Source organism: Streptomyces sp. NPDC051320, assembly GCF_040682175.1.
GTDB lineage: Bacteria > Actinomycetota > Actinomycetes > Streptomycetales > Streptomycetaceae > Streptomyces.
The window spans coordinates 343855-361147 of the sequence record NZ_JBFBAL010000004.1 but is presented as its reverse complement, the minus strand read 5'-3'; the positions used below and the strand labels follow the sequence as shown (position 1 = coordinate 361147).

Below are 17293 nucleotides of genomic sequence, written 5' to 3'. Positions count from 1 at the left end.
CATGAACGCGTACGACCGGCTGCCCGAGGCCGTCACCGAACTCTTCGGCGAGGAAGCCACCGCCGATCACAGCTACGACCTGCTGACCGTGGACGTTCCCGCGGCTTCCTGGATCGCCGCGCTGGAGACCGCCAGGAACACCCTGGGCTGCACGTACTTCGACTGGCTGAGCGCGGTCGACGAACCCGACACCGGCTTCCGGGTGTGCGCCCACGTGGTGGCGCTCGACGGGCGTACCGTCCGCCGCCTGCTGGTACGCACCACCGTCCCGCACACCGCGCCGGAGCTGCCGACCGCCGTAGCGGTCTACGCGGGCGCGAGCTGGCACGAGCGCGAGACCCACGAGATGTTCGGCGTCTCCTTCACCGACCACCCGCACCTGACCCCGCTGCTGCTGCCCGAGGGCTTCGAGGGGCACCCGCTGCGCAAGGACTTCGTGCTGGCGGCCCGGGTCGTGAAGGCCTGGCCCGGCGCGAAGGAACCGGGCGAGTCCACCGCGTCCCACGGTGGCGCCAAGCGCCGCCAGATGCTGCCGCCCGGCGTCCCCGATCCCAACGAATGGGGCCCGCAGAAGGGCCAGCTCCCACCGGCCCCGGCCCGCCCGGCCCGCACGCCACGCGCCGCGGGCGACCGCCCGGTGCGCCGTGCGCGCAGCGTGAGCGAGGGCTCTGCGAGCCAGGCTGCGGAGACGGCCGGAGCTGCGGAGGCGGCCGTCGCTGCGGAGAGGAAGACCCCGCACACAAAGGCCCCGGAGCCCCAGGCCACGGAGCCCCAGGCCCCGGAACCCAAGGCCTCGGAGCCGAAGGCGTCGGGCGCCGTGGGTGACGTGCCTGCCACCGGTAGTACGCCTGCCACCGGTAGTGCCCCGGACACGGACACCGGTGGCACCGGTGCGCCCGAGGCTCCCGCTCCGGCACGACCCGTTCGCAGCGAAGACGCGCCGTGGCACCACGCCCGTCCGGCGTCCGGGGCCACCGACGACGCCCCGCGCCCGGCGGACACGGACGCGGGCACGGACATGGACGCGGCCACGGACACGGGCACGGCAGAGACGGCGGAGGCCGCCCCCGCCCCCGCCCCCGCCCCCGCCCCCGACGCCGAGCCCCGCCCGAACGCCGAGCCCCGCCCAGAAGACCAGCCAGGACCCGACACCCCCGCCGGAGGCGATACCGCGTGAACGACGTAATCGACGTCGCCATCCGGCTGATCATCGTCTTCCTGGCCTTCCTCGTGCTGCCGCTGGTCGTCGGGCAGACCGAGCACAAGGTCATGGCGCATATGCAGGGCCGGCTTGGCCCGATGTACGCCGGTGGCTTCCACGGCTGGGCACAACTCATGGCGGACGGCGTGAAGTTCGCCCAGAAGGAAGACGTCGTTCCGGCCGACGCCGATCGCCGGGTCTTCCAACTGGCGCCCGCCATCGCCCTGCTCCCGTACCTGCTGGTGCTGGTCGCGATCCCGATCGGACCGCAGCAGGGCGCGGTCGGGCAGGTGGTCGACGCCGGGATCTTCTTCGTGCTCGCGGTGATGGGCGTCGGCGTGCTCGGCTCGCTGATGGCGGGCTGGGCGTCGGCCAACAAGTACTCCCTGCTCGGCGGGCTCCGTACCGCCGCGCAACTCCTCGCCTACGAGCTGCCGATGCTGCTCACCGCCGCCTCGGTGGCCATGGCGGCCGGTACGGTCTCGCTGCCGGGCATCCTGGACGCCTTCGCCTGGTGGTGGATCCCCTGGCAGATCATCGGCGGCCTGGTCTTCTTCACCGCGGGTCTCGCCGAGTTGCAACGTCCGCCCTTCGACATGCCCGTCGCCGACTCGGAGATCATCTTCGGTGCGTACACCGAGTACACCGGCCTGCGTTTCGCGCTGTTCCTGCTCGCCGAGTACGCCGGGATCGTCGTCCTCTGCGCTCTCAGCGCCGTCCTCTTCCTGGGCGGCTGGCACGGCCCCTGGGGCAGCGACGGGCTCGGCTGGGTCTGGATGCTCCTCAAGACGGCCGTACTCGCCTTCGGGGTGATCTGGCTCCGGGTGACCTACCCGCGGCTCCGCGAGGACCAGCTGCAGAAACTCGCCTGGACCGTGCTCATCCCGCTCGCCCTCGCGCAGATCGCGCTCACCGGCATCGTGAAGGTGGCGATCAGCTAATGCCTCCCATCCCCGGATCAGGCCTGGCCAAGGGCCTGGCCGTGACCCTCCGCACCATGACCAGGAAGACGGTCACCGCGCAGTATCCGGACGTCCAGCCCGAACTCCCGCCGCGTTCCCGCGGGGTCATCGGGCTGTTCGAGGAGAACTGCACGGTCTGCATGCTCTGCGCCCGTGAGTGCCCCGATTGGTGCATCTACATCGACTCCCACAAGGAGACGATGCCGGCCGCCGCGCCCGGCGGCCGCGAGCGCAGCCGCAACGTCCTCGACCGCTTCGCCATCGACTTCGCGCTCTGCATGTACTGCGGCATCTGCATCGAGGTCTGCCCCTTCGACGCGCTGTTCTGGTCACCGGAGTTCGAGTACGCCGAAACGGACATCCACGAGCTCACCCACGAGCGCGACAAGCTCCGCGAGTGGATGTGGACGGTGCCCGCACCGCCCGCGCTGGAGCCGGGCGCGGAGGAGCCGAAGGAGATCGCGGCCGCCCGCAAGACGGCCGACAAACTCGAGGCCGATGAGCAGTCCCGGCAGCAGGCCGGTGAACCGCAGGCCGACGAACAGCGGAACGGCGAACCGCAGGCGGGCGACGAGCCGGAGGGAGGCGCGTGACCCTCGCAGCAGCAGTGGCCTCCGCGGACCACCCCGGCTTCCTGTCACCCACCGGCGTCGAGATCATCTTTCTGCTCGTCGGTGTCGCCACCCTCGGCGCGGCCGTCATCACCGTCACGACCAAGCAGCTGGTGCACGCCGCCCTCTGGCTGATCGTGGCGCTCGGTGGCCTCGCCGTCGAATACCTCCTGCTGACGGCCGAGTTCATCGCCTGGGTGCAGGTGCTGATCTATGTCGGCTCGGTGGTCGTCCTCCTGCTCTTCGGGCTGATGCTCACCAAGGCCCCCATCGGCCGCTCCCCGGACACCGACTCGGAGAACCGCTGGGTGGCCCTGGTGGTGGCCGCCGCCGCGGCCGGCTCCCTCGTCTGGGTCGTCGCCGACGCCTTCCGCACCACCTGGGTCGACCTGCACGGACCGGCCCAGGGCTCCACCGAGGTGTCCGGCGAAAGCCTCTTCCGGCACTGGGTGCTGCCCTTCGAAGCACTCTCCGTGCTGCTGCTCGCGGCACTCGTCGGCGCCGTCGTCCTGTCCCGCAAGAACAGCAGGGAGCAGCAGCGCTGATGCACCTCGCCTATCCCGCGGTGCTCGCCGCACTGCTCTTCTGCACCGGGCTGTACGGGGTCCTCGCCCGGCGCAACGTGATCCTGATCCTGATGTCCGTCGAGCTGATGCTCAACGCCGTCAACCTCAACCTGGTCGCCTTCGACGTCTGGCTGCGCGACACACTGCACGCCGGCCAGGCGCTCACCCTGTTCACCATCGCCATCGCCGCCGCCGAGATCGGCATCGGACTGGCGATCGTCCTCGCCGTGTACCGGGGCCGGGGCACCACGGACATCGACACACTCCGCGACAGCGCGGAAGGCACAGGTCCCGAAGACCACGAGGAGAAGGCCGAGGCTGCCGCGTGACCACGACGACCCTCGCCGTCCTCGTCCCCCTGCTGCCCCTCCTCGGGGCGGCCGCAGGACTCCTGGTGGGCCGCAGCGTCCCCGGGCTCGCCCGCCCGCTGGCGATCCTGCCGACCCTGGGCGCCGCCGCACTCGCGATCAGCGTCGCGGTGCGTCAGGGCGGTGGGCACGCCATCGACGCGGCCACCAGGCTCACGCCCACCGGTTCCGTGCCCATCGACCTGTCCCTGCACATCGACGGCTTCGCCGCCCTGGTCGCCGTACTGGTGGTGACCGTGGCCGGCTGCGTGCAGATCTACTCGACGGGATACCTGCGGGACGACCCCCGCTACGCCTCGTACGCGGCGATCGTCTCCCTCTTCACCTCCGCGATGCTGCTTGTCGTCTACTCCGGCGACCTGATGGTGCTGCTGGTCGGCTGGGAAGTCATGGGCATCTGCTCGTACTTCCTCGTCGGCCACTACTGGGAGACGCCGGAAGCCCGCGCGGCCTCCCTCAAGGCCTTCCTGGTCACCAAACTCGGCGACGTCCCCTTCCTGATCGGCCTCTTCGCCCTCGCCGCCGACGCCGGGACGTTCCGGATCACCGGCATTCTGCAGACGGTCAACGACGGGGCGCTCCACCACCCCACGCTGGTCGCGCTGCTGCTCCTGGCCGGCGTCGCCGGCAAGTCCGCTCAGTTCCCGCTGCACACCTGGCTGCCCGACGCGATGGCCGGCCCCACTCCGGTGTCCGCGCTGATCCACGCGGCCACCATGGTCGCCGCCGGCATCTACTTCGTGGCCCGGCTGCTGCCCGTCTTCGCCGCGTCCACGGCCGCGATGACCGTCCTCGCGGTCATGGCAGCCGTCACCATGATCGGATCGGCGCTCGCCGCGCTCGCCCAGGACGACATCAAGCGCGTCCTCGCCTACTCCACCATCGGGCAGCTCGGTTACATGTCCGGCGCCCTGGCCGTGGGCGACCGTGGCGCCGCCGTCTTCCATCTCCTGTCGCACGGCGCGTTCAAAGCCCTGCTCTTCCTGGGTGCCGGTGTGATCATCCACGCGGCCGGCACCAACTCGCTGGCCGCCATGAGCCGGATGGACCAGCTGGCCAAACGGGTCCCCGACGCCTTCTGGACGATGACCATCGCCCTGCTCGCACTCGCCGCCATCCCACCCTTCGCCGGATTCTTCTCCAAGGAATCCGTCCTCGGCGCCGCCGAGCACACCGCACTCGGCGACAGCCCCATCGCCCCCGCGGGGGCCGGCTGGACCGTCCTCGTCTCCGGCCTCGTCACCGCCCTGCTGACCGCCGCCTACGCCACCCGCCTCTGGCTGCTGGCCTTCCGCGGCAAGGGAACGGAAGCCCCGGCGCACGGCAAGCAGCCCCTTGTGATGAACGCCGTCCTGTGGGTCCTCGCCATCCCCACCATCGGCTTCGGCCTCACCGCCGGCGTCATCACCGGCTGGTTCGACGGCAACGACCTCACCCCCTCCCTCACCACCTCCGTGCTGGGAACCGGCGTGGCCCTGGTCGGCGGTCTGATGACCTACGGCACCTGGCGGGCCGTGCAGTACCGGGAAGCCGTCACCGGCGGCGCCCACCCACCACTGGGCACCGCAGCCGTCACCGCCCACCCGGACGCCGACCCGGCGACCGTCGAAGCGGAAGCCATCGCCACCCACACCGCGGCCTACGGCAACATCGCGTCCGCCCCCGACCCCGCCGACCCCGGCCGGCTCCTGCTCGGCCCCCTGCACCGGCACGCCGCAAGCGGCTTCCACCTCGACGCCCTCTACTCCGCGCTGTTCGTCCGCCCGGTCATCGCCGCAGCCGAACTGGTCCGCTTCCTGGACCGCGAGGTCATCGACACCTATGTCCGCGGCGCGAGCGCGGCGCCCCGCCGGCTGGGCGCCGCCGTCCGCCGCGCACAGACCGGCAACCTGCAGACCTACCTCAGCGCCCTGCTCGCCGGCTCCGTCGTCCTGGCGATCGCCGCCGTCGCCCTTGCCAACGCCTACGCCGGATCGTGAGCCATGATCGATATCAGCACATCCGTCATGCAGTACCTTCTGGCCTTCATCGTCGCCGCCCCGCTCATCGGTGCCGTGGCGGCGCTGCTGCCTGCCCGCCCGTCACCCGACCGCCGCCCCTCAACGAGCCGCTCCGCGGCGACCGGTCCCGTCACCGGACTGAAGGCCACGTCACCCGACCGGGCCGTGCTCCGCCACGGCGTGATCGTCACCGGTGCCGTCCTCCTCGCCACGATCGTCCTCGCGCTCGGCTTCGACCGGGACCACCCGTCGACCATGCAGGCCACGACCGACATCAGCTGGATCCCGGCACTCCACGTGCACATCCACCTCGGCACCGACGGCATCTCGCTCCCCCTTCTCCTGCTGACCGCGCTGCTGACCTTCCTCTGCGCGCTCTACAGCCTCTTCAACATGCCCGCAGGCCCCTCCCCGAAGGCCTTCGTCGCGCTCATCCTGGTCCTCGAGTCCGGCACCCTCGCCACCTTCGCCGTCCTCGACCTGGTGCTCTTCTTCCTGGCGTTCGAGATGGTCCTCATCCCGATGTACTTCCTCATCGCCCGCTGGGGCGGCGCCCAGAAACAGGCCGCCGCCTGGAAGTTCATCCTCTACACGGTCCTCGGCTCCGTGGTCATGCTGCTCGGCCTCCTCCTCATCGGCGTGAAAAGCGGCACATTCGACATGGTGGCACTCGCCACTGACAACGGCCGCGGCCTCACCCACAGCACCCAGGTCATCGCGGTGCTCGCCATCGCCGTCGGACTCGCCGTCAAGGCCCCGATGTGGCCCCTGCACAGCTGGCTCCCCGACGCCCACACCGCGGCCCCCACCGTCGGCTCGGTCCTGCTGGCCGGCGTCATGCTGAAAATGGGCACCTACGGACTCGTCCGCATCGCCCTGCCGATCGCCCCCCAAGGCATGCACACCTTCGCGCCCTACCTGGCCGCCTTCGCCGTCGCCGGCATCATCTACGGATCACTCGCCTGCCTGGCTCTCACCAGACCCGGCACCAAGGGCGACCTCAAACGCCTCATCGCCTACTCCTCCGTCGGCCACATGGGCTTCGTCCTCCTCGGCATCGCATCGATGACCCCCACCGGAGTCAACGGCGCGCTCTTCGCCAACATCGCCCACGGACTCATCACCGGCCTGCTCTTCTTCCTGGTCGGCGCCCTCAAGGACCGCTACGGCACGGTCAACCTCGACACCCTCGCCGGAGCGACCGGCGCCGCCCTCTACGGCCGGGCGCCCCGCCTCGGCGGCCTCCTCGCCTTCGCCGCCGTCGCCTCCCTCGGACTGCCCGGGCTCGCCGGATTCTGGGGCGAGATGCTCACCATGTTCGGCGCCTTCCACCCCGCCGGCGGCCTCAGCCGCCCCGCCTTCCTCACCTTCATGTCCGTGGCGGCCTTCGGCACCCTGCTCACCGCCGCCTACCTGCTGGTCGTGGTCCGCCGCGTCTGCATGGGAGCCACCCCCCAGGAAGACCCGCAGCCCCACGGCCTCCAGGACGTGCAGGGATACGAATTCCTGACCTGGACCCCTCTCGTCGCCCTCACCGTCCTCGCCGGCCTGTGGCCCGCGGTCCTCCTCGGCCTCTCCAACCCGGCCGTGCAGAAGCTCCTCGCTGGAGGCAAGGCATGACCTCCCTCGTCCAGTCCGTCGACTGGCTGGCGATCGCCCCGCCCATCATCGTCGCGGTGACCGCGCTGATCGTCCTGGTCAGCGACCTCTTCGTGCCCGAACACCGCAAACCGCTGCTCGGCTGGACCACCATCGCCGGGCTCGCGGCCGCGCTCCTCATGCTGGTGCCGCTGCGCGGCGGTCACCACGCCACCTTCTGCCTCACCGGCAGCAACAGCGCCTGCAGCTACACCGCCGACCACTTCGCCCTGGTCATCCAACTCCTGGTCATCGGCGGCGCACTGCTCACCACACTGCTGTCCCTCCACGAAACCGGCCGCGACAAACTCCCGGCCGGCGAATACTGGTTCCTGCTGCTGTCGTCCGCTTCGGGCGCCGCCCTGCTGCCCGCGTCCCGGGACCTCGCCACCCTCGTCGTCGCCCTCGAAGTGGCCTCACTGCCCGCCTTCGCCCTGGTCGGCATCAAACGCGGCAACCGCCTCTCCGCCGAAGCGGCCCTCAAGTTCTTCCTCTCCTCGGTCACCGCGACCGCCGTGATGCTGCTCGGCGTCAGCTTCGTCTACGCGGCCACCGGCACCCTGCACCTCACCCGGATCGCCACCGCCCAGGTGGACCCGCAGCTCAACACCCTCGCCGAGGCCGGAGTCGTCCTCACCCTCGTCGGCTTCGCCTTCAAAACCGCCGCCGCGCCCTTCCACTTCTGGGTACCGGACACCTACGTCGGCGCCCCCCTGCCCATCGCCGCCTACCTCTCGGTGATCGGCAAGGCGGTCGGCTTCTCCGGACTCATCCTCGTCACCGTCATCGCATTCCCCGACTACGCCGACGCCTGGGGCCCCGCCGTCGCCGCGCTCGCCGCCCTCACCATGACCGTCGGCAACGTAGCCGCGCTGCGCCAGTCCGCCACCCGCGCCCACAGCGCCGTCCGGCTGCTCGCCTGGTCGTCCGTCGCCCAGGCCGGATACCTGCTGGTACCGATCGCCGCGGCCGCCTACACCTCCAACGACGAGATCGGCTCCACCGTCGCGTACGCCCTGATGTACGCCGTGGTGAACCTCGGCGCCTTCGGCGTCGCAGCGCTGGTCGCCCGTACCCGGCCCGGCAACCGCCTCACCGACTATCGCGGCCTGCACGCCACCCGCCCGCTCGCCGCCCTCGCGATGGCCTTCTTCCTGCTCTGCCTGGCAGGCCTGCCCCCCGGCATCATCGGCCTCTTCGCCAAGGTCGTCGTCTTCCAGTCGGCCGTCGACGCGGGTCTCGGCTGGCTGGCCGTCGTCATGGCCGTCAACGTCGTGATCGCGCTCTACTACTACCTGAAGTGGACAGCGATCCTCTTCCGCGCGCCCGAGCAGCAGCCCGCCGCGGAGCCCTCCGCCGCACCCGCGGAGTCCACCGCGCTCCGCACCCCGGCCCCCCTCACCGTCGCCGTCATCCTCGCCGCGGCCGCCGGTATCGCCCTCTCCGGCGCCCCCCAGCTGGCCCTGCGCTTCGCGTCCGGCAGCCTCTTCTGAGATTTGCTACGGTCTTGCGCCGGGCACCCGCCCCGATACCCGCCCGGGCAGCCGGCGGGCACACGGCCCGGGGACACCGGAAGACGTCCGCAAGACGCCCGGCACGCGCCGGACAGGCCGGTCACAACGACCACCTCGTCCACGCCGGTCACCCAGGAACCAGAGCATCGAGGAGCAAGCAGTGCTGAGCGGCTTCAAAGACTTCATCCTCCGCGGAAACGTCATCTCGCTGGCCATCGGCCTCGCCGTGGGATCCGCCTTCACCGCGGTCGTCACCGCGCTCAGCACCGCCTTCATCACCCCGCTGATCGGCCTCGCCACCAGTTCCACCATGGGCGACTTCAGCAAGGCCCAGTTCACCGTGGACGGCGCCCACTTCCGCTACGGCCTGCTCATCAACGCCAGTGTGGCCTTCTTCGTCACCGCCGCGGTCCTCTACTTCGTGGTCGTCGTCCCGCTGGCCAAGATCCAGTCCCGCTTCACCGCCGAGAAGCCGTTCGACGTCAAGGCCGCCCTCCGCGACTGCCCCTACTGCTACACCGAGATCCCGGCCATCGCGTCCCGCTGCGGCCACTGCACCAGCCAGGTCGAGCCCGAGCAGGAAGCTCTGCGCATGGCGAAGGTCCCCGCCCAGGGCTGACCCACCCGTACGGCCGACCCGGTGACCGCGCGCACCAGGGAACCAGCTCCCCCCGCCTGGCGTTGACCAGTGAGGGAGGGTCCACTGAACAGGTGGGCTGAGTCACTGAGCAAGGGTTCCCCTGCCGCACCACTTGGAGGGCGTACCGTGCACCGCCGGCACAACGGGCTGAGGACCGCCGTCCTCCTGGGGGGGCTTTCCGCCCTCATCATCGTCATCGGCAGTTTCTTCGGCCGCACCGGACTGATCGTCGCGGTCCTCGTCGCGATCGGCACCAACGCGTACGCCTACTGGAACAGCGACAAGCTCGCGCTGCGCGCCATGCGCGCCCGCCCCGTCAGCGAATTCGAAGCCCCCGCGCTCTACCGCACAGTCCGCGAGCTCTCCACCGCCGCCCGCCAGCCCATGCCCCGCCTCTACATCTCACCGACCCAGGCGCCCAACGCCTTCGCCACCGGCCGCAACCCGCGCAACGCCGCCGTCTGCTGCACCGAAGGCATCATGCAGATACTCGACGAACGGGAACTGCGCGGTGTGATCGGCCACGAACTCAGCCACGTCTACAACCGCGACATCCTGATCTCCTCCGTGGCGGGCGCGCTCGCCTCCGTCGTGATGTTCCTCGTCAACTTCGCCTGGCTGATCCCTGTCGGCCGCTCCGACGACGACGAAGGCCCCGGCCTCCTCGGCATGCTGCTGATCATGATCCTGGGACCGCTGGCCGCCTCCGTGATCCAGCTCGCCGTCAGCCGCTCCCGTGAGTACCAGGCGGACGCCTCCGGAGCCCAGCTCACCGGCGACCCCCTCGCACTCGCCGGCGCCCTGCGCAAACTCGACGCCGGCACCAAGCAGCTGCCGCTGCCCCCCGAACCCCGGATCGAAACCGCGAGCCACATGATGATCGCGAACCCGTTCCGTCCCGGCCAAGGGCTGTCCAAGATGTTCTCCACCCATCCACCGATGGCGGAGCGCATCTCCCGACTCGAGCAAATGGCAGGTCCCCGCCCGTGAAAACCATCCTCAACGTCATCTGGCTCGTTCTCTGCGGCTTCTGGATGTTCCTCGGCTACCTGCTGGCGGGCCTCCTGCTCTGCGTCACGATCATCGGCATCCCCTTCGGCGTGGCCGCCTTCCGTATCGGCCGCTACGCCCTCTGGCCCTTCGGCTACATGGCCGTGGACCGCCACGACGCTGGCGCGCCCTCCTTCGTCGCCAACGTCCTGTGGCTGGTCCTCGCGGGCTGGTGGCTCGCACTCGGCCACATCTTCACCGGCATCGCGCTGTGCGTCACCATCATCGGAATCCCGCTGGGCCTCGCCAACTTCAAGCTCATCCCGGTCTCCCTGATGCCGCTCGGCAAGGACATCGTCCCTACGGACCAGCCCTTCACCGTGCGCTAAGGGCTGTCCCGGCCTTAGGTCCGGTCCTCTCCGAGAAGGTCGCCGCGGACCCGCCGCAGCGCGGCCACCGGGTCCGCAGCACGGGTCACCGCCCGGCCCACCACGACATGGGACGCACCGGCGGCAACGGCAGCACGTGGAGTCCCGGGCCGGGCATGCTCGCCCCGGGCCTCCCCGGGAAGGGCCACGCCCGGCGTGACGATCAGGGCGCGGGGACCCAGCCGGCCCCGTAGCGCCCCGGCCTCCCGCGGCGCTGCGATCACGCCATGACAGCCGGCCCCCTCCGCCAGACCGGCCAGCCGCAGCACCTGGTCCTCGGCTGAACCCGTGATGCCGACATCCGCCAGATCGGCGCGCGTCATGCTGGTGACGACCGTCAGGGCCAGCACCCGAAGGCGCGGAAAACCACCGGCCGCGGCCACGGCGGCCGCCATGATCCCGGTGCCACCCATGCTGTGCACGGTCACCATGGAGACGCCCAGGGCGCCGGCCGCGCGGACCGCCCCGGCGACGGAGGTCGGGATCTCGAAGAGCTTGAGGTCGAGGAAGACCTCCTTGCCGTCGGCCACCAGACGCTCGATCAGCCCGGGCCCGGCCGCCGTGAGCAGCTCCAGCCCCACCTTGTAGATACGACACTCCGTACCCAGCCGGTCAACGACACCCTCGGCTGCCCGCCGGGTGTCCACATCCAGGACAACGATGATCGGATCGGCGGGCTCCACGGCGTCATTGTTCCCCACGGAGAGAAGCGCCGATCGCCCCGGCGCACGTCCCCGCAACCGCCGCACCCCCTCTGACGTCCTTGTTCACAGAACCACCCAGTACCAGGACCGTTTAAAGAACCGTACGGAAGGCAGGCTCTGCTCATGGGAATCATCAGTTGGATCATCCTCGGCCTGCTCGCCGGGGCCATCGCCAAGATCCTGCTCCCCGGACGCGACCCGGGCGGACTCGTCGGCACCACGCTGATCGGCATCGCGGGAGCGTTCATCGGAGGCTGGGCCGGGGCGAAGTTCTTCGACCACCCGGTCTCCAAGCACTTCTACGACGGCGCCACCTGGATATCGGCCATCGGCGGCTCCCTCGTTCTGCTGATCGTCTACCGACTGATCTTCGGGAACTCACGCCAACGCCGCTGAGCCGGGCGGTACGGGCCCGGGGAAGCGGGCCGGTCAGCCGAGCCCCGTCTCCCGCAACGTGATGTTGAGCCGCCCGCCCGACAACCCCAACTCCGGCTCACCCGTGCTCGGGAGGACCTTCGGCACCCCGTGGTACGCGAACCGCGACGGCCCGCCGAAGACGAACAGGTCCCCGGAGACCAACTCCACATCCGTCCACGGCCGTCCGCGTCCCTCCGTGTTCCCGAACCGGAAGACACAGGTGTCGCCCAGGCTCAGCGACACCACAGGAGCAGCGCTCCGCTCCTCCTTGTCCTGATGCATCCCCATCCGCGCGGCGCCGTCATAGAAGTTCACCAGCGCCGCATCCGGTGCATACGCCCCCGCGTCCCCGTACGCCTCGGCCACCGCGGAGCGGCCCAGCTCCACCAGCCACTGCGGGAACGCCGCGACCCGCGCACCGTTCACGTCGTCGGCGGTACGCGAGTACCGGTACGGCTGCCAGTGCCAACCCAGGCAGCACGTCCGCACGGACATCGCGCCGCCGTTGGGCAACCGGGTGTGCCGCAGCGGCACCGGCCCCCGCGCCCACTCCCGGCACACCCCCACCAACTCCCGCTGCCGCTCGGCCGACAGCCACTCCGGTACGTGCACGGCCCCGGGCGCCACCTCGGCCCGCGTCCGCGGAAACAGGCCCGTCATCGCTCGCTCTCCTCCAGCGGCACCCGGAAGCCGTCGATTCAGCGGTAGTTCACGAACTGCAGTGCGAAGTCGAAGTCCTTGCCCTTCACCAGCGCCTGCACGGCCTGCAGATCGTCCCGGCTCTTCGAGCTGACCCGCAGCTCATCGCCCTGCACCTGCGCCTTGACGCCCTTCGGGCCCTCGTCGCGGATCACCTTCGCGACCTTCTTGGCGTTGTCCTGCGAGATGCCCTCCTCGATCGAGGCGAAGATCTTGTACTCCTTGCCGGACAGCTGCGGCTCGCCCGCGTCCAGCGCCTTGAGTGAGATCCCGCGCTTGATCAGCTTGGTCTGGAAGACGTCGAGGATCGCGTTGACGCGCTCCTCGGAGTTCGCCTGCATCAGGATCTTCTCGCCCGACCAGTCGATCGAGGCACCGACGTTCTTGAAGTCGTAGCGCTGCGAGATCTCCTTGGCGGCCTGGTTGAGGGCGTTGTCGACCTCCTGCCGCTCGACCTTCGAGACGATGTCGAAACTGGAGTCGGCCATGTCCTGTGGCTCCTTGTATCGGGTGCGTTATGGGAGTGCGGCCGGTTCTCCGGCCTGCCGTGGCAAGCCTAGTCATCTCCGCGCTCCGAGCCCCGATCAATCGGGTGGCGAAGCACCCCTGGTCATCGGGTATCGTTTACGTCGTTGCCACGGGCACCGCCGCGAAGCGGTCCCTCGGCAGCGAATCCTTGGCGGTGTGCCCGAGTGGCCAAAGGGAGCAGACTGTAAATCTGCCGGCTCAGCCTACCCAGGTTCGAACCCTGGCGCCGCCACGGAAAGCAGCCCCTGACCAGCAGTTCTGGTCAGGGGCTGTTGCGTTTCCCGGGCGGCCCGCCCCCGGAGTCAGTTGCCCGCCACGTCCTTCACCGCGACCGAGACCGGCACCGAGCCGCTGATCAGGTCCAGGGTGAGACCCGCGGTGGCCGGGGTCTCGAGCAGTTCGGCCAGGACCGCCGCCACGTCGTCGCGGGGCACCGAGCCGCGGCCGGTGCCGGCTGCCAGGCGCACCTGGCCGGTGCCCGGGTCGTCGGTCAGGGAGCCGGGGCGCAGGACCGTCCAGTCGAGAGTGGTGCGGGCGCGTACGGCGTCGTCGGCGGCGCCTTTGGCGCGCAGGTAGACGTCGAAGACGCCGTCGCCCCGGTGCTGGGTGTCGGCGCCCATGGAGGAGACGATGAGATAGCGGCGTACGCCTGCCTGTTCGGCGGCGTCGGCGCACTTCACCGCGGCGTCACGGTCGACGGTGACCTTGCGTTCGGCGCTGCTGCCGGGGCCCGCGCCGGCGGCGAAGACCAGGGCGTCGGCGCCGTGGAGGGCTTCGGCGACCTGGTCCACGGATGCCGATTCCAGGTCGAGCACGACCGGCTCGGCGCCGGCGGCTCTCAGGTCGTCGGCCTGCCCTGCGGCGCGGATGATGCCCGCGACCTCGTCACCGCGCGCGGCGAGCAACCGCTCCAGCCGCAGCGCGATCTGTCCGTGTCCACCTGCGATGACAATGCGCATGATTCCGACGGTACGCCGGAGTGGCCCGGCTCGCTCGGAATCGGCAGGGACGGTGGTCGGGGCTCCGTCAGGTGGTGGCGTCCGGCCTTCCCTGGCGCGGGAGTTCGAGGGGGGAGGCGGCGGCCGGGTCGCAGTATTCGCGGACCGCGCTGGTCCGGGCGACGACGCGTCCCCGGTGGATGACGATACGGCTGTAGGCGAGGGACAGCACGCCGGAGAGCCGTTCGCCGCGTACCGCCATGAGTTCGGCGGGGAAGCCGGCTTCGACGCGGACTTCGGTGAGGCCCATCACCCGGCGTGCGGCCGCGGCGATCGTCTCGTAGGCGTCCTGCGCGGTGAGCCCGCTCTGTGAGGCGAGCAGGTAGGCGGCCTCCAATGGGTCGCCGCGGCCGACCGGGTTGGCGTGGTCGCGCAGGGCGCCGCTGCCCGCGGCGATCCGTACCCCGGCGGCACGGAGCAGTCGTACCGGGGCGACGCCGGTGCGGTCCACGCCGGCGCAGCCGCCCTGGGGCAGGACGGTCACCGTGATATCGGCCGCGGCGAGCCGGCCCGCGGTGCCTACGGCAGCGTCGTGCGGGAGCCGGGAGAGGCCGCCGCAGGGGCTGAGGGTGAGGCCGGGACGGAGGCCGCAGGCCATGGCGGCGAGCCGGGCGATGCGGGCGGGATCGTCACCCTCCGTGTGCAGGTCCACGGCGCAGCCGTGTTCGGCGGCGACTTCGAGGACGGTTTCGGCGTAGCCGGTGGGGTCGGGGTCGAGGTCGGGGCAGCCGCCGACGGCGGTGGCACCCATTTTGAGGGCGTCGCGCAGCATGGCGAGGCTGTCGGCACCTGCGACGCCGGTGAGCAGCCGGGGCACGGCGACGGTGCTGAGCTCGGTGAGGCCGTGCAGGGCGCGGCCGGCCTGGAGTACGGCTTCCAGCGGCCCGAGTCCCTGGACGTCGCCGATGCGTACGTGGCTGCGCTGGGCGGTGGCGCCGTGGCTGAGCTGGAGGAGGGCGGCCTCGGTGGTGCGGCGCTGGATGCCCGGGAGGTCGGTGGCCGGACCGGTGTCGGCGGTGAGTGCCGTGTCGCTGTGGGCGTGCGGTTCGGCGGGGGCGGGGAGCAGCAGGAATCCGTCGAGGTCGAGGTGGGAGCCGCGGGTCTGCGGTGTGGTCAGGCTGCCGGCGGTGCCGACGGCTTCGATGCGGCCGTTGTTGAGCCGCACGTCCACCGTTCGTCCGTCGGTGAGGCGGGCGCCGCGGAGCAGGAGCGCGGTGGTGTCGGCGGTGACTCCCTCGGGAGGCCGCGGCTGGCTGTCGGGCATCGCGCTCCTGGATGCTGTGGCCGGGCGTGACGGGCGATGTCACGCAGCGTGAGGCGAGCCTAGGGGGCAGCGGTACGGGGTTCGAGGAGGGGCGAAATAGTCGTACCGGTGTGCCTTCCGGTGCCTCGGAGGACGGTGGGGAGGGGGTGCCGGATGGGCACCTCATAAGGATTTGGGCGATCGGCGACAGAGCGTGTAATGTCTTCATCGCTCGCCCCAATAGCTCAGTCGGTAGAGCGTCTCCATGGTAAGGAGAAGGTCTACGGTTCGATTCCGTATTGGGGCTCTGGTGCGGTAGCCCTCACCTTCGGGTGAGGGACTCCGTATCAAAGCGGTGTAGCTCAGTCGGTAGAGCAAGCGGCTCATAATCGCTGTGTCACCGGTTCAAGTCCGGTCACCGCTACACACGGTAGCCGATTGTGGGGTCGGTCCTTCGATCGGCTACTCTTTTTTGCGTTCATCCGTCCATCCGTCCAAGGAGCACTCACGTGGCTGCCACCGACGTCCGCCCGAAGATCACGCTGGCCTGCGTGGAGTGCAAGGAGCGGAACTACATCACCAAGAAGAACCGGCGTAACGACCCGGACCGTCTTGAGATGAAGAAGCACTGCCCGCGCTGCAACTCGCACACCGCGCACCGCGAAACGCGCTGAACCTGGCGCTTTCTCCACAGGCACAGGCATGAGGTCGTCCCCGTCTTCGGGGGCGGCCTCGCGTCGTTTTCGCGGTCCTGCGGGTGCGACGTGTTCTCCTGTGTCCCGGCACAACCCATCTGTGTCCCGGCACAACTCTTCAGGAGGTAGTGAGCCCATGGTGCTCGATCAGTCCTTCGTGGGGCGGACGTATCCGCCCACCACGCCGTACGAGGTCGGCCGGGAGAAGATCCGTGAGTTCGCCGAAGCGGTGGGTGACAGTAATCCGGCGTATGTCGATCAGGACGCGGCGAGGGAGCTCGGTCACCCGGATGTGATAGCTCCCCCGACCTTTGTCTTCTCGATCACGTTCAAGGCGGCGGGCGCGGTGGTCGACGATCCGCAGCTGGGTCTCGACTACGCGCGGGTGGTGCACGGCGATCAGAAGTTCGTGTACCGGCGTCCGGTGCGGGCGGGGGACCGGCTGACGATCACGTCGACCATCGAGGCGATCAAGTCGCTCGCGGGCAACGACATCATTGACATCCGTGGCGAGGTGCACGACGAGTCCGGCGAACACGTCGTGACCGCGTGGACGAAACTGGTGTCGCGAGCGGCCGGGGAGGCGTGACGATGACTGCGAGGATTTCGTACGGAAGTATTGAGGTCGGCACGGAGCTGCCGGCGCAGTCCTTCCCGGTGACCCGTGCCACGCTGGTGCGGTACGCGGGGGCGTCGGGTGACTTCAATCCGATCCACTGGAACGAGAAGTTCGCGGTCGAGGTCGGGCTGCCCGATGTCATCGCGCACGGGATGTTCACCATGGCCGAGGCGGTTCGGGTGGTCACGGACTGGGTCGGCGATCCGGGTGCGGTGGTGGAGTACGGCGTTCGTTTCACCAAACCGGTCGTCGTCCCCAACGACGACAAGGGGGCGCTGATCGAGGTCAGCGCGAAGGTCGGGGCCAAGCTCGACGACCACCAGGTGCGGGTGGACCTGACGGCGGTCAGCGAGGGCAAGAAGGTGCTGGGCATGTCCCGTGCGGTGGTCCGGCTGGCCTGACCGCGGGCGGGTGTTCACGAGGGGCGTCCCGCCGCGGCGCCCCTCGACGGCGTTCCGGGGGCGTTGACGAA

The 17293-nt window shown here is 70.2% G+C and carries 20 protein-coding genes and 3 tRNA genes; 18 read left to right on the top strand and 5 right to left on the bottom strand.

Annotation, left to right across the window (positions count from 1 at the left end):
* The first annotated feature begins 1 nt into the window (after window position 1).
* The 11 genes from AB0M87_RS12055 to AB0M87_RS12005 all read left to right on the top strand — a co-directional run bounded on the left by AB0M87_RS12055 (window position 2) and on the right by AB0M87_RS12005 (window position 10879).
* Entirely contained in the window at window positions 2-1177 is a 1176-nt protein-coding gene (locus AB0M87_RS12055; RefSeq protein ID WP_365851959.1) for an NADH-quinone oxidoreductase subunit C, read from the top strand.
* Entirely contained in the window at window positions 1174-2142 is a 969-nt protein-coding gene (locus AB0M87_RS12050) for a complex I subunit 1 family protein (RefSeq protein WP_365851821.1), read from the top strand. Before AB0M87_RS12055 ends, AB0M87_RS12050 begins: the two co-directional genes overlap by 4 nt.
* Window positions 2142-2756, top strand: coding sequence for an NADH-quinone oxidoreductase subunit I (locus AB0M87_RS12045; protein WP_365851820.1), 615 nt, complete (start codon window positions 2142-2144; stop codon window positions 2754-2756). Before AB0M87_RS12050 ends, AB0M87_RS12045 begins: the two co-directional genes overlap by 1 nt.
* On the top strand, window positions 2753-3319 hold the full coding sequence (locus AB0M87_RS12040; protein WP_365851819.1) for an NADH-quinone oxidoreductase subunit J: 567 nt from the start codon (window positions 2753-2755) through the stop codon (window positions 3317-3319). Before AB0M87_RS12045 ends, AB0M87_RS12040 begins: the two co-directional genes overlap by 4 nt.
* The gene (gene nuoK / locus AB0M87_RS12035) at window positions 3319-3669 is read left to right on the top strand and encodes an NADH-quinone oxidoreductase subunit NuoK (protein ID WP_365851818.1); all 351 of its coding nucleotides are present in this window, start codon (window positions 3319-3321) and stop codon (window positions 3667-3669) included. The genes AB0M87_RS12040 and nuoK overlap by 1 nt, the downstream gene beginning before the upstream one ends.
* Window positions 3666-5687 carry an NADH-quinone oxidoreductase subunit L gene (locus tag AB0M87_RS12030; protein ID WP_365851817.1) on the top strand — a complete coding sequence of 674 codons (2022 nt, stop codon included), beginning with the start codon at window positions 3666-3668 and terminating at the stop codon, window positions 5685-5687. The genes nuoK and AB0M87_RS12030 overlap by 4 nt, the downstream gene beginning before the upstream one ends.
* 27 nt (window positions 5688-5714) lie before the next feature.
* On the top strand, window positions 5715-7328 hold the full coding sequence (locus tag AB0M87_RS12025) for an NADH-quinone oxidoreductase subunit M (RefSeq protein WP_365851958.1): 1614 nt from the start codon (window positions 5715-5717) through the stop codon (window positions 7326-7328).
* A complete protein-coding gene (locus AB0M87_RS12020) occupies window positions 7325-8839 on the top strand; it encodes an NADH-quinone oxidoreductase subunit N (RefSeq protein ID WP_365851816.1) in 1515 nt (504 codons plus the stop codon). Before AB0M87_RS12025 ends, AB0M87_RS12020 begins: the two co-directional genes overlap by 4 nt.
* 181 nt (window positions 8840-9020) lie before the next feature.
* Window positions 9021-9479 carry an MscL family protein gene (locus AB0M87_RS12015; RefSeq protein WP_365851815.1) on the top strand — a complete coding sequence of 153 codons (459 nt, stop codon included), beginning with the start codon at window positions 9021-9023 and terminating at the stop codon, window positions 9477-9479.
* Between the two features lie 147 nt (window positions 9480-9626).
* Complete coding sequence (gene htpX / locus AB0M87_RS12010) at window positions 9627-10490, top strand: zinc metalloprotease HtpX (protein ID WP_365851814.1); 864 nt, start codon at window positions 9627-9629, stop codon at window positions 10488-10490.
* The gene (locus tag AB0M87_RS12005; RefSeq protein WP_365851813.1) at window positions 10487-10879 is read left to right on the top strand and encodes a YccF domain-containing protein; all 393 of its coding nucleotides are present in this window, start codon (window positions 10487-10489) and stop codon (window positions 10877-10879) included. Before htpX ends, AB0M87_RS12005 begins: the two co-directional genes overlap by 4 nt.
* A gap of 14 nt (window positions 10880-10893) precedes the next feature.
* Here the strand turns inward: AB0M87_RS12005 and pyrF are convergent, their stop codons facing one another.
* On the bottom strand, window positions 10894-11601 hold the full coding sequence (gene pyrF / locus AB0M87_RS12000; RefSeq protein ID WP_365851812.1) for an orotidine-5'-phosphate decarboxylase: 708 nt from the start codon (window positions 11599-11601) through the stop codon (window positions 10894-10896).
* Window positions 11602-11745: 144 nt separating this feature from the next.
* Here pyrF and AB0M87_RS11995 point away from each other — a divergent pair, with 144 nt between their 5' ends.
* Window positions 11746-12018 (top strand): GlsB/YeaQ/YmgE family stress response membrane protein, encoded by a 273-nt coding sequence (locus AB0M87_RS11995; RefSeq protein ID WP_365851810.1) that lies wholly within the window; start codon window positions 11746-11748, stop codon window positions 12016-12018.
* 33 nt (window positions 12019-12051) lie between these two features.
* Here AB0M87_RS11995 and AB0M87_RS11990 read toward each other — a convergent pair whose 3' ends face one another.
* Together AB0M87_RS11990 and AB0M87_RS11985 are read right to left on the bottom strand one after the other, a co-directional pair.
* On the bottom strand, window positions 12052-12699 hold the full coding sequence (locus AB0M87_RS11990; RefSeq protein WP_365851809.1) for an alpha-ketoglutarate-dependent dioxygenase AlkB: 648 nt from the start codon (window positions 12697-12699) through the stop codon (window positions 12052-12054).
* A 38-nt stretch (window positions 12700-12737) separates the two neighbouring features.
* Window positions 12738-13226 (bottom strand): YajQ family cyclic di-GMP-binding protein, encoded by a 489-nt coding sequence (locus tag AB0M87_RS11985; RefSeq protein WP_328537243.1) that lies wholly within the window; start codon window positions 13224-13226, stop codon window positions 12738-12740.
* Between the two features lie 190 nt (window positions 13227-13416).
* On the opposite strand from AB0M87_RS11985, the gene AB0M87_RS11980 reads away from it, so the two are divergent.
* Window positions 13417-13498, top strand: a tRNA-Tyr gene (locus tag AB0M87_RS11980).
* 70 nt (window positions 13499-13568) lie between these two features.
* Here AB0M87_RS11980 and AB0M87_RS11975 read toward each other — a convergent pair.
* Both AB0M87_RS11975 and AB0M87_RS11970 read right to left on the bottom strand, forming a co-directional pair.
* Window positions 13569-14225, bottom strand: a complete 657-nt coding sequence (locus AB0M87_RS11975) for an SDR family oxidoreductase (RefSeq protein WP_365851808.1) — start codon at window positions 14223-14225, stop codon at window positions 13569-13571.
* Window positions 14226-14292: 67 nt separating this feature from the next.
* Window positions 14293-15528 carry a hydrolase gene (locus tag AB0M87_RS11970; RefSeq protein WP_365851807.1) on the bottom strand — a complete coding sequence of 412 codons (1236 nt, stop codon included), beginning with the start codon at window positions 15526-15528 and terminating at the stop codon, window positions 14293-14295.
* Window positions 15529-15741: 213 nt separating this feature from the next.
* On the opposite strand from AB0M87_RS11970, the gene AB0M87_RS11965 reads away from it, so the two are divergent.
* The 5 genes from AB0M87_RS11965 to AB0M87_RS11945 all read left to right on the top strand — a co-directional run bounded on the left by AB0M87_RS11965 (window position 15742) and on the right by AB0M87_RS11945 (window position 17222).
* Window positions 15742-15814: transfer RNA gene (locus AB0M87_RS11965), tRNA-Thr, on the top strand.
* Between the two features lie 44 nt (window positions 15815-15858).
* A tRNA-Met gene (locus tag AB0M87_RS11960) sits at window positions 15859-15931 on the top strand.
* A gap of 85 nt (window positions 15932-16016) precedes the next feature.
* Window positions 16017-16181: a 50S ribosomal protein L33 gene (gene rpmG, locus AB0M87_RS11955; RefSeq protein ID WP_006604855.1), complete on the top strand. Its 165-nt coding sequence runs from the start codon at window positions 16017-16019 to the stop codon at window positions 16179-16181.
* Between the two features lie 157 nt (window positions 16182-16338).
* Window positions 16339-16791, top strand: a complete 453-nt coding sequence (locus tag AB0M87_RS11950) for a MaoC family dehydratase N-terminal domain-containing protein (protein ID WP_365851806.1) — start codon at window positions 16339-16341, stop codon at window positions 16789-16791.
* 2 nt (window positions 16792-16793) lie between these two features.
* Complete coding sequence (locus tag AB0M87_RS11945; RefSeq protein ID WP_365851805.1) at window positions 16794-17222, top strand: MaoC family dehydratase; 429 nt, start codon at window positions 16794-16796, stop codon at window positions 17220-17222.
* The last annotated feature ends 71 nt before the right edge of the window (window positions 17223-17293 follow it).

Coding starts and splice junctions, on each gene's coding strand:
- AB0M87_RS11995 (WP_365851810.1), top strand. CDS start 11,746: ATGGGAATCATCAGTTGGATCATCCTCGGCCTGCTCGCCGGGGCCATC.
- AB0M87_RS12025 (WP_365851958.1), top strand. CDS start 5,715: ATGCAGTACCTTCTGGCCTTCATCGTCGCCGCCCCGCTCATCGGTGCC.
- AB0M87_RS11970 (WP_365851807.1), bottom strand. CDS start 15,528: ATGCCCGACAGCCAGCCGCGGCCTCCCGAGGGAGTCACCGCCGACACC.
- AB0M87_RS11945 (WP_365851805.1), top strand. CDS start 16,794: ATGACTGCGAGGATTTCGTACGGAAGTATTGAGGTCGGCACGGAGCTG.
- AB0M87_RS11990 (WP_365851809.1), bottom strand. CDS start 12,699: ATGACGGGCCTGTTTCCGCGGACGCGGGCCGAGGTGGCGCCCGGGGCC.
- AB0M87_RS11975 (WP_365851808.1), bottom strand. CDS start 14,225: ATGCGCATTGTCATCGCAGGTGGACACGGACAGATCGCGCTGCGGCTG.
- AB0M87_RS12045 (WP_365851820.1), top strand. CDS start 2,142: ATGCCTCCCATCCCCGGATCAGGCCTGGCCAAGGGCCTGGCCGTGACC.
- AB0M87_RS11985 (WP_328537243.1), bottom strand. CDS start 13,226: ATGGCCGACTCCAGTTTCGACATCGTCTCGAAGGTCGAGCGGCAGGAG.
- nuoK (WP_365851818.1), top strand. CDS start 3,319: ATGCACCTCGCCTATCCCGCGGTGCTCGCCGCACTGCTCTTCTGCACC.
- AB0M87_RS11950 (WP_365851806.1), top strand. CDS start 16,339: ATGGTGCTCGATCAGTCCTTCGTGGGGCGGACGTATCCGCCCACCACG.
- AB0M87_RS12020 (WP_365851816.1), top strand. CDS start 7,325: ATGACCTCCCTCGTCCAGTCCGTCGACTGGCTGGCGATCGCCCCGCCC.
- AB0M87_RS12055 (WP_365851959.1), top strand. CDS start 2: ATGAACGCGTACGACCGGCTGCCCGAGGCCGTCACCGAACTCTTCGGC.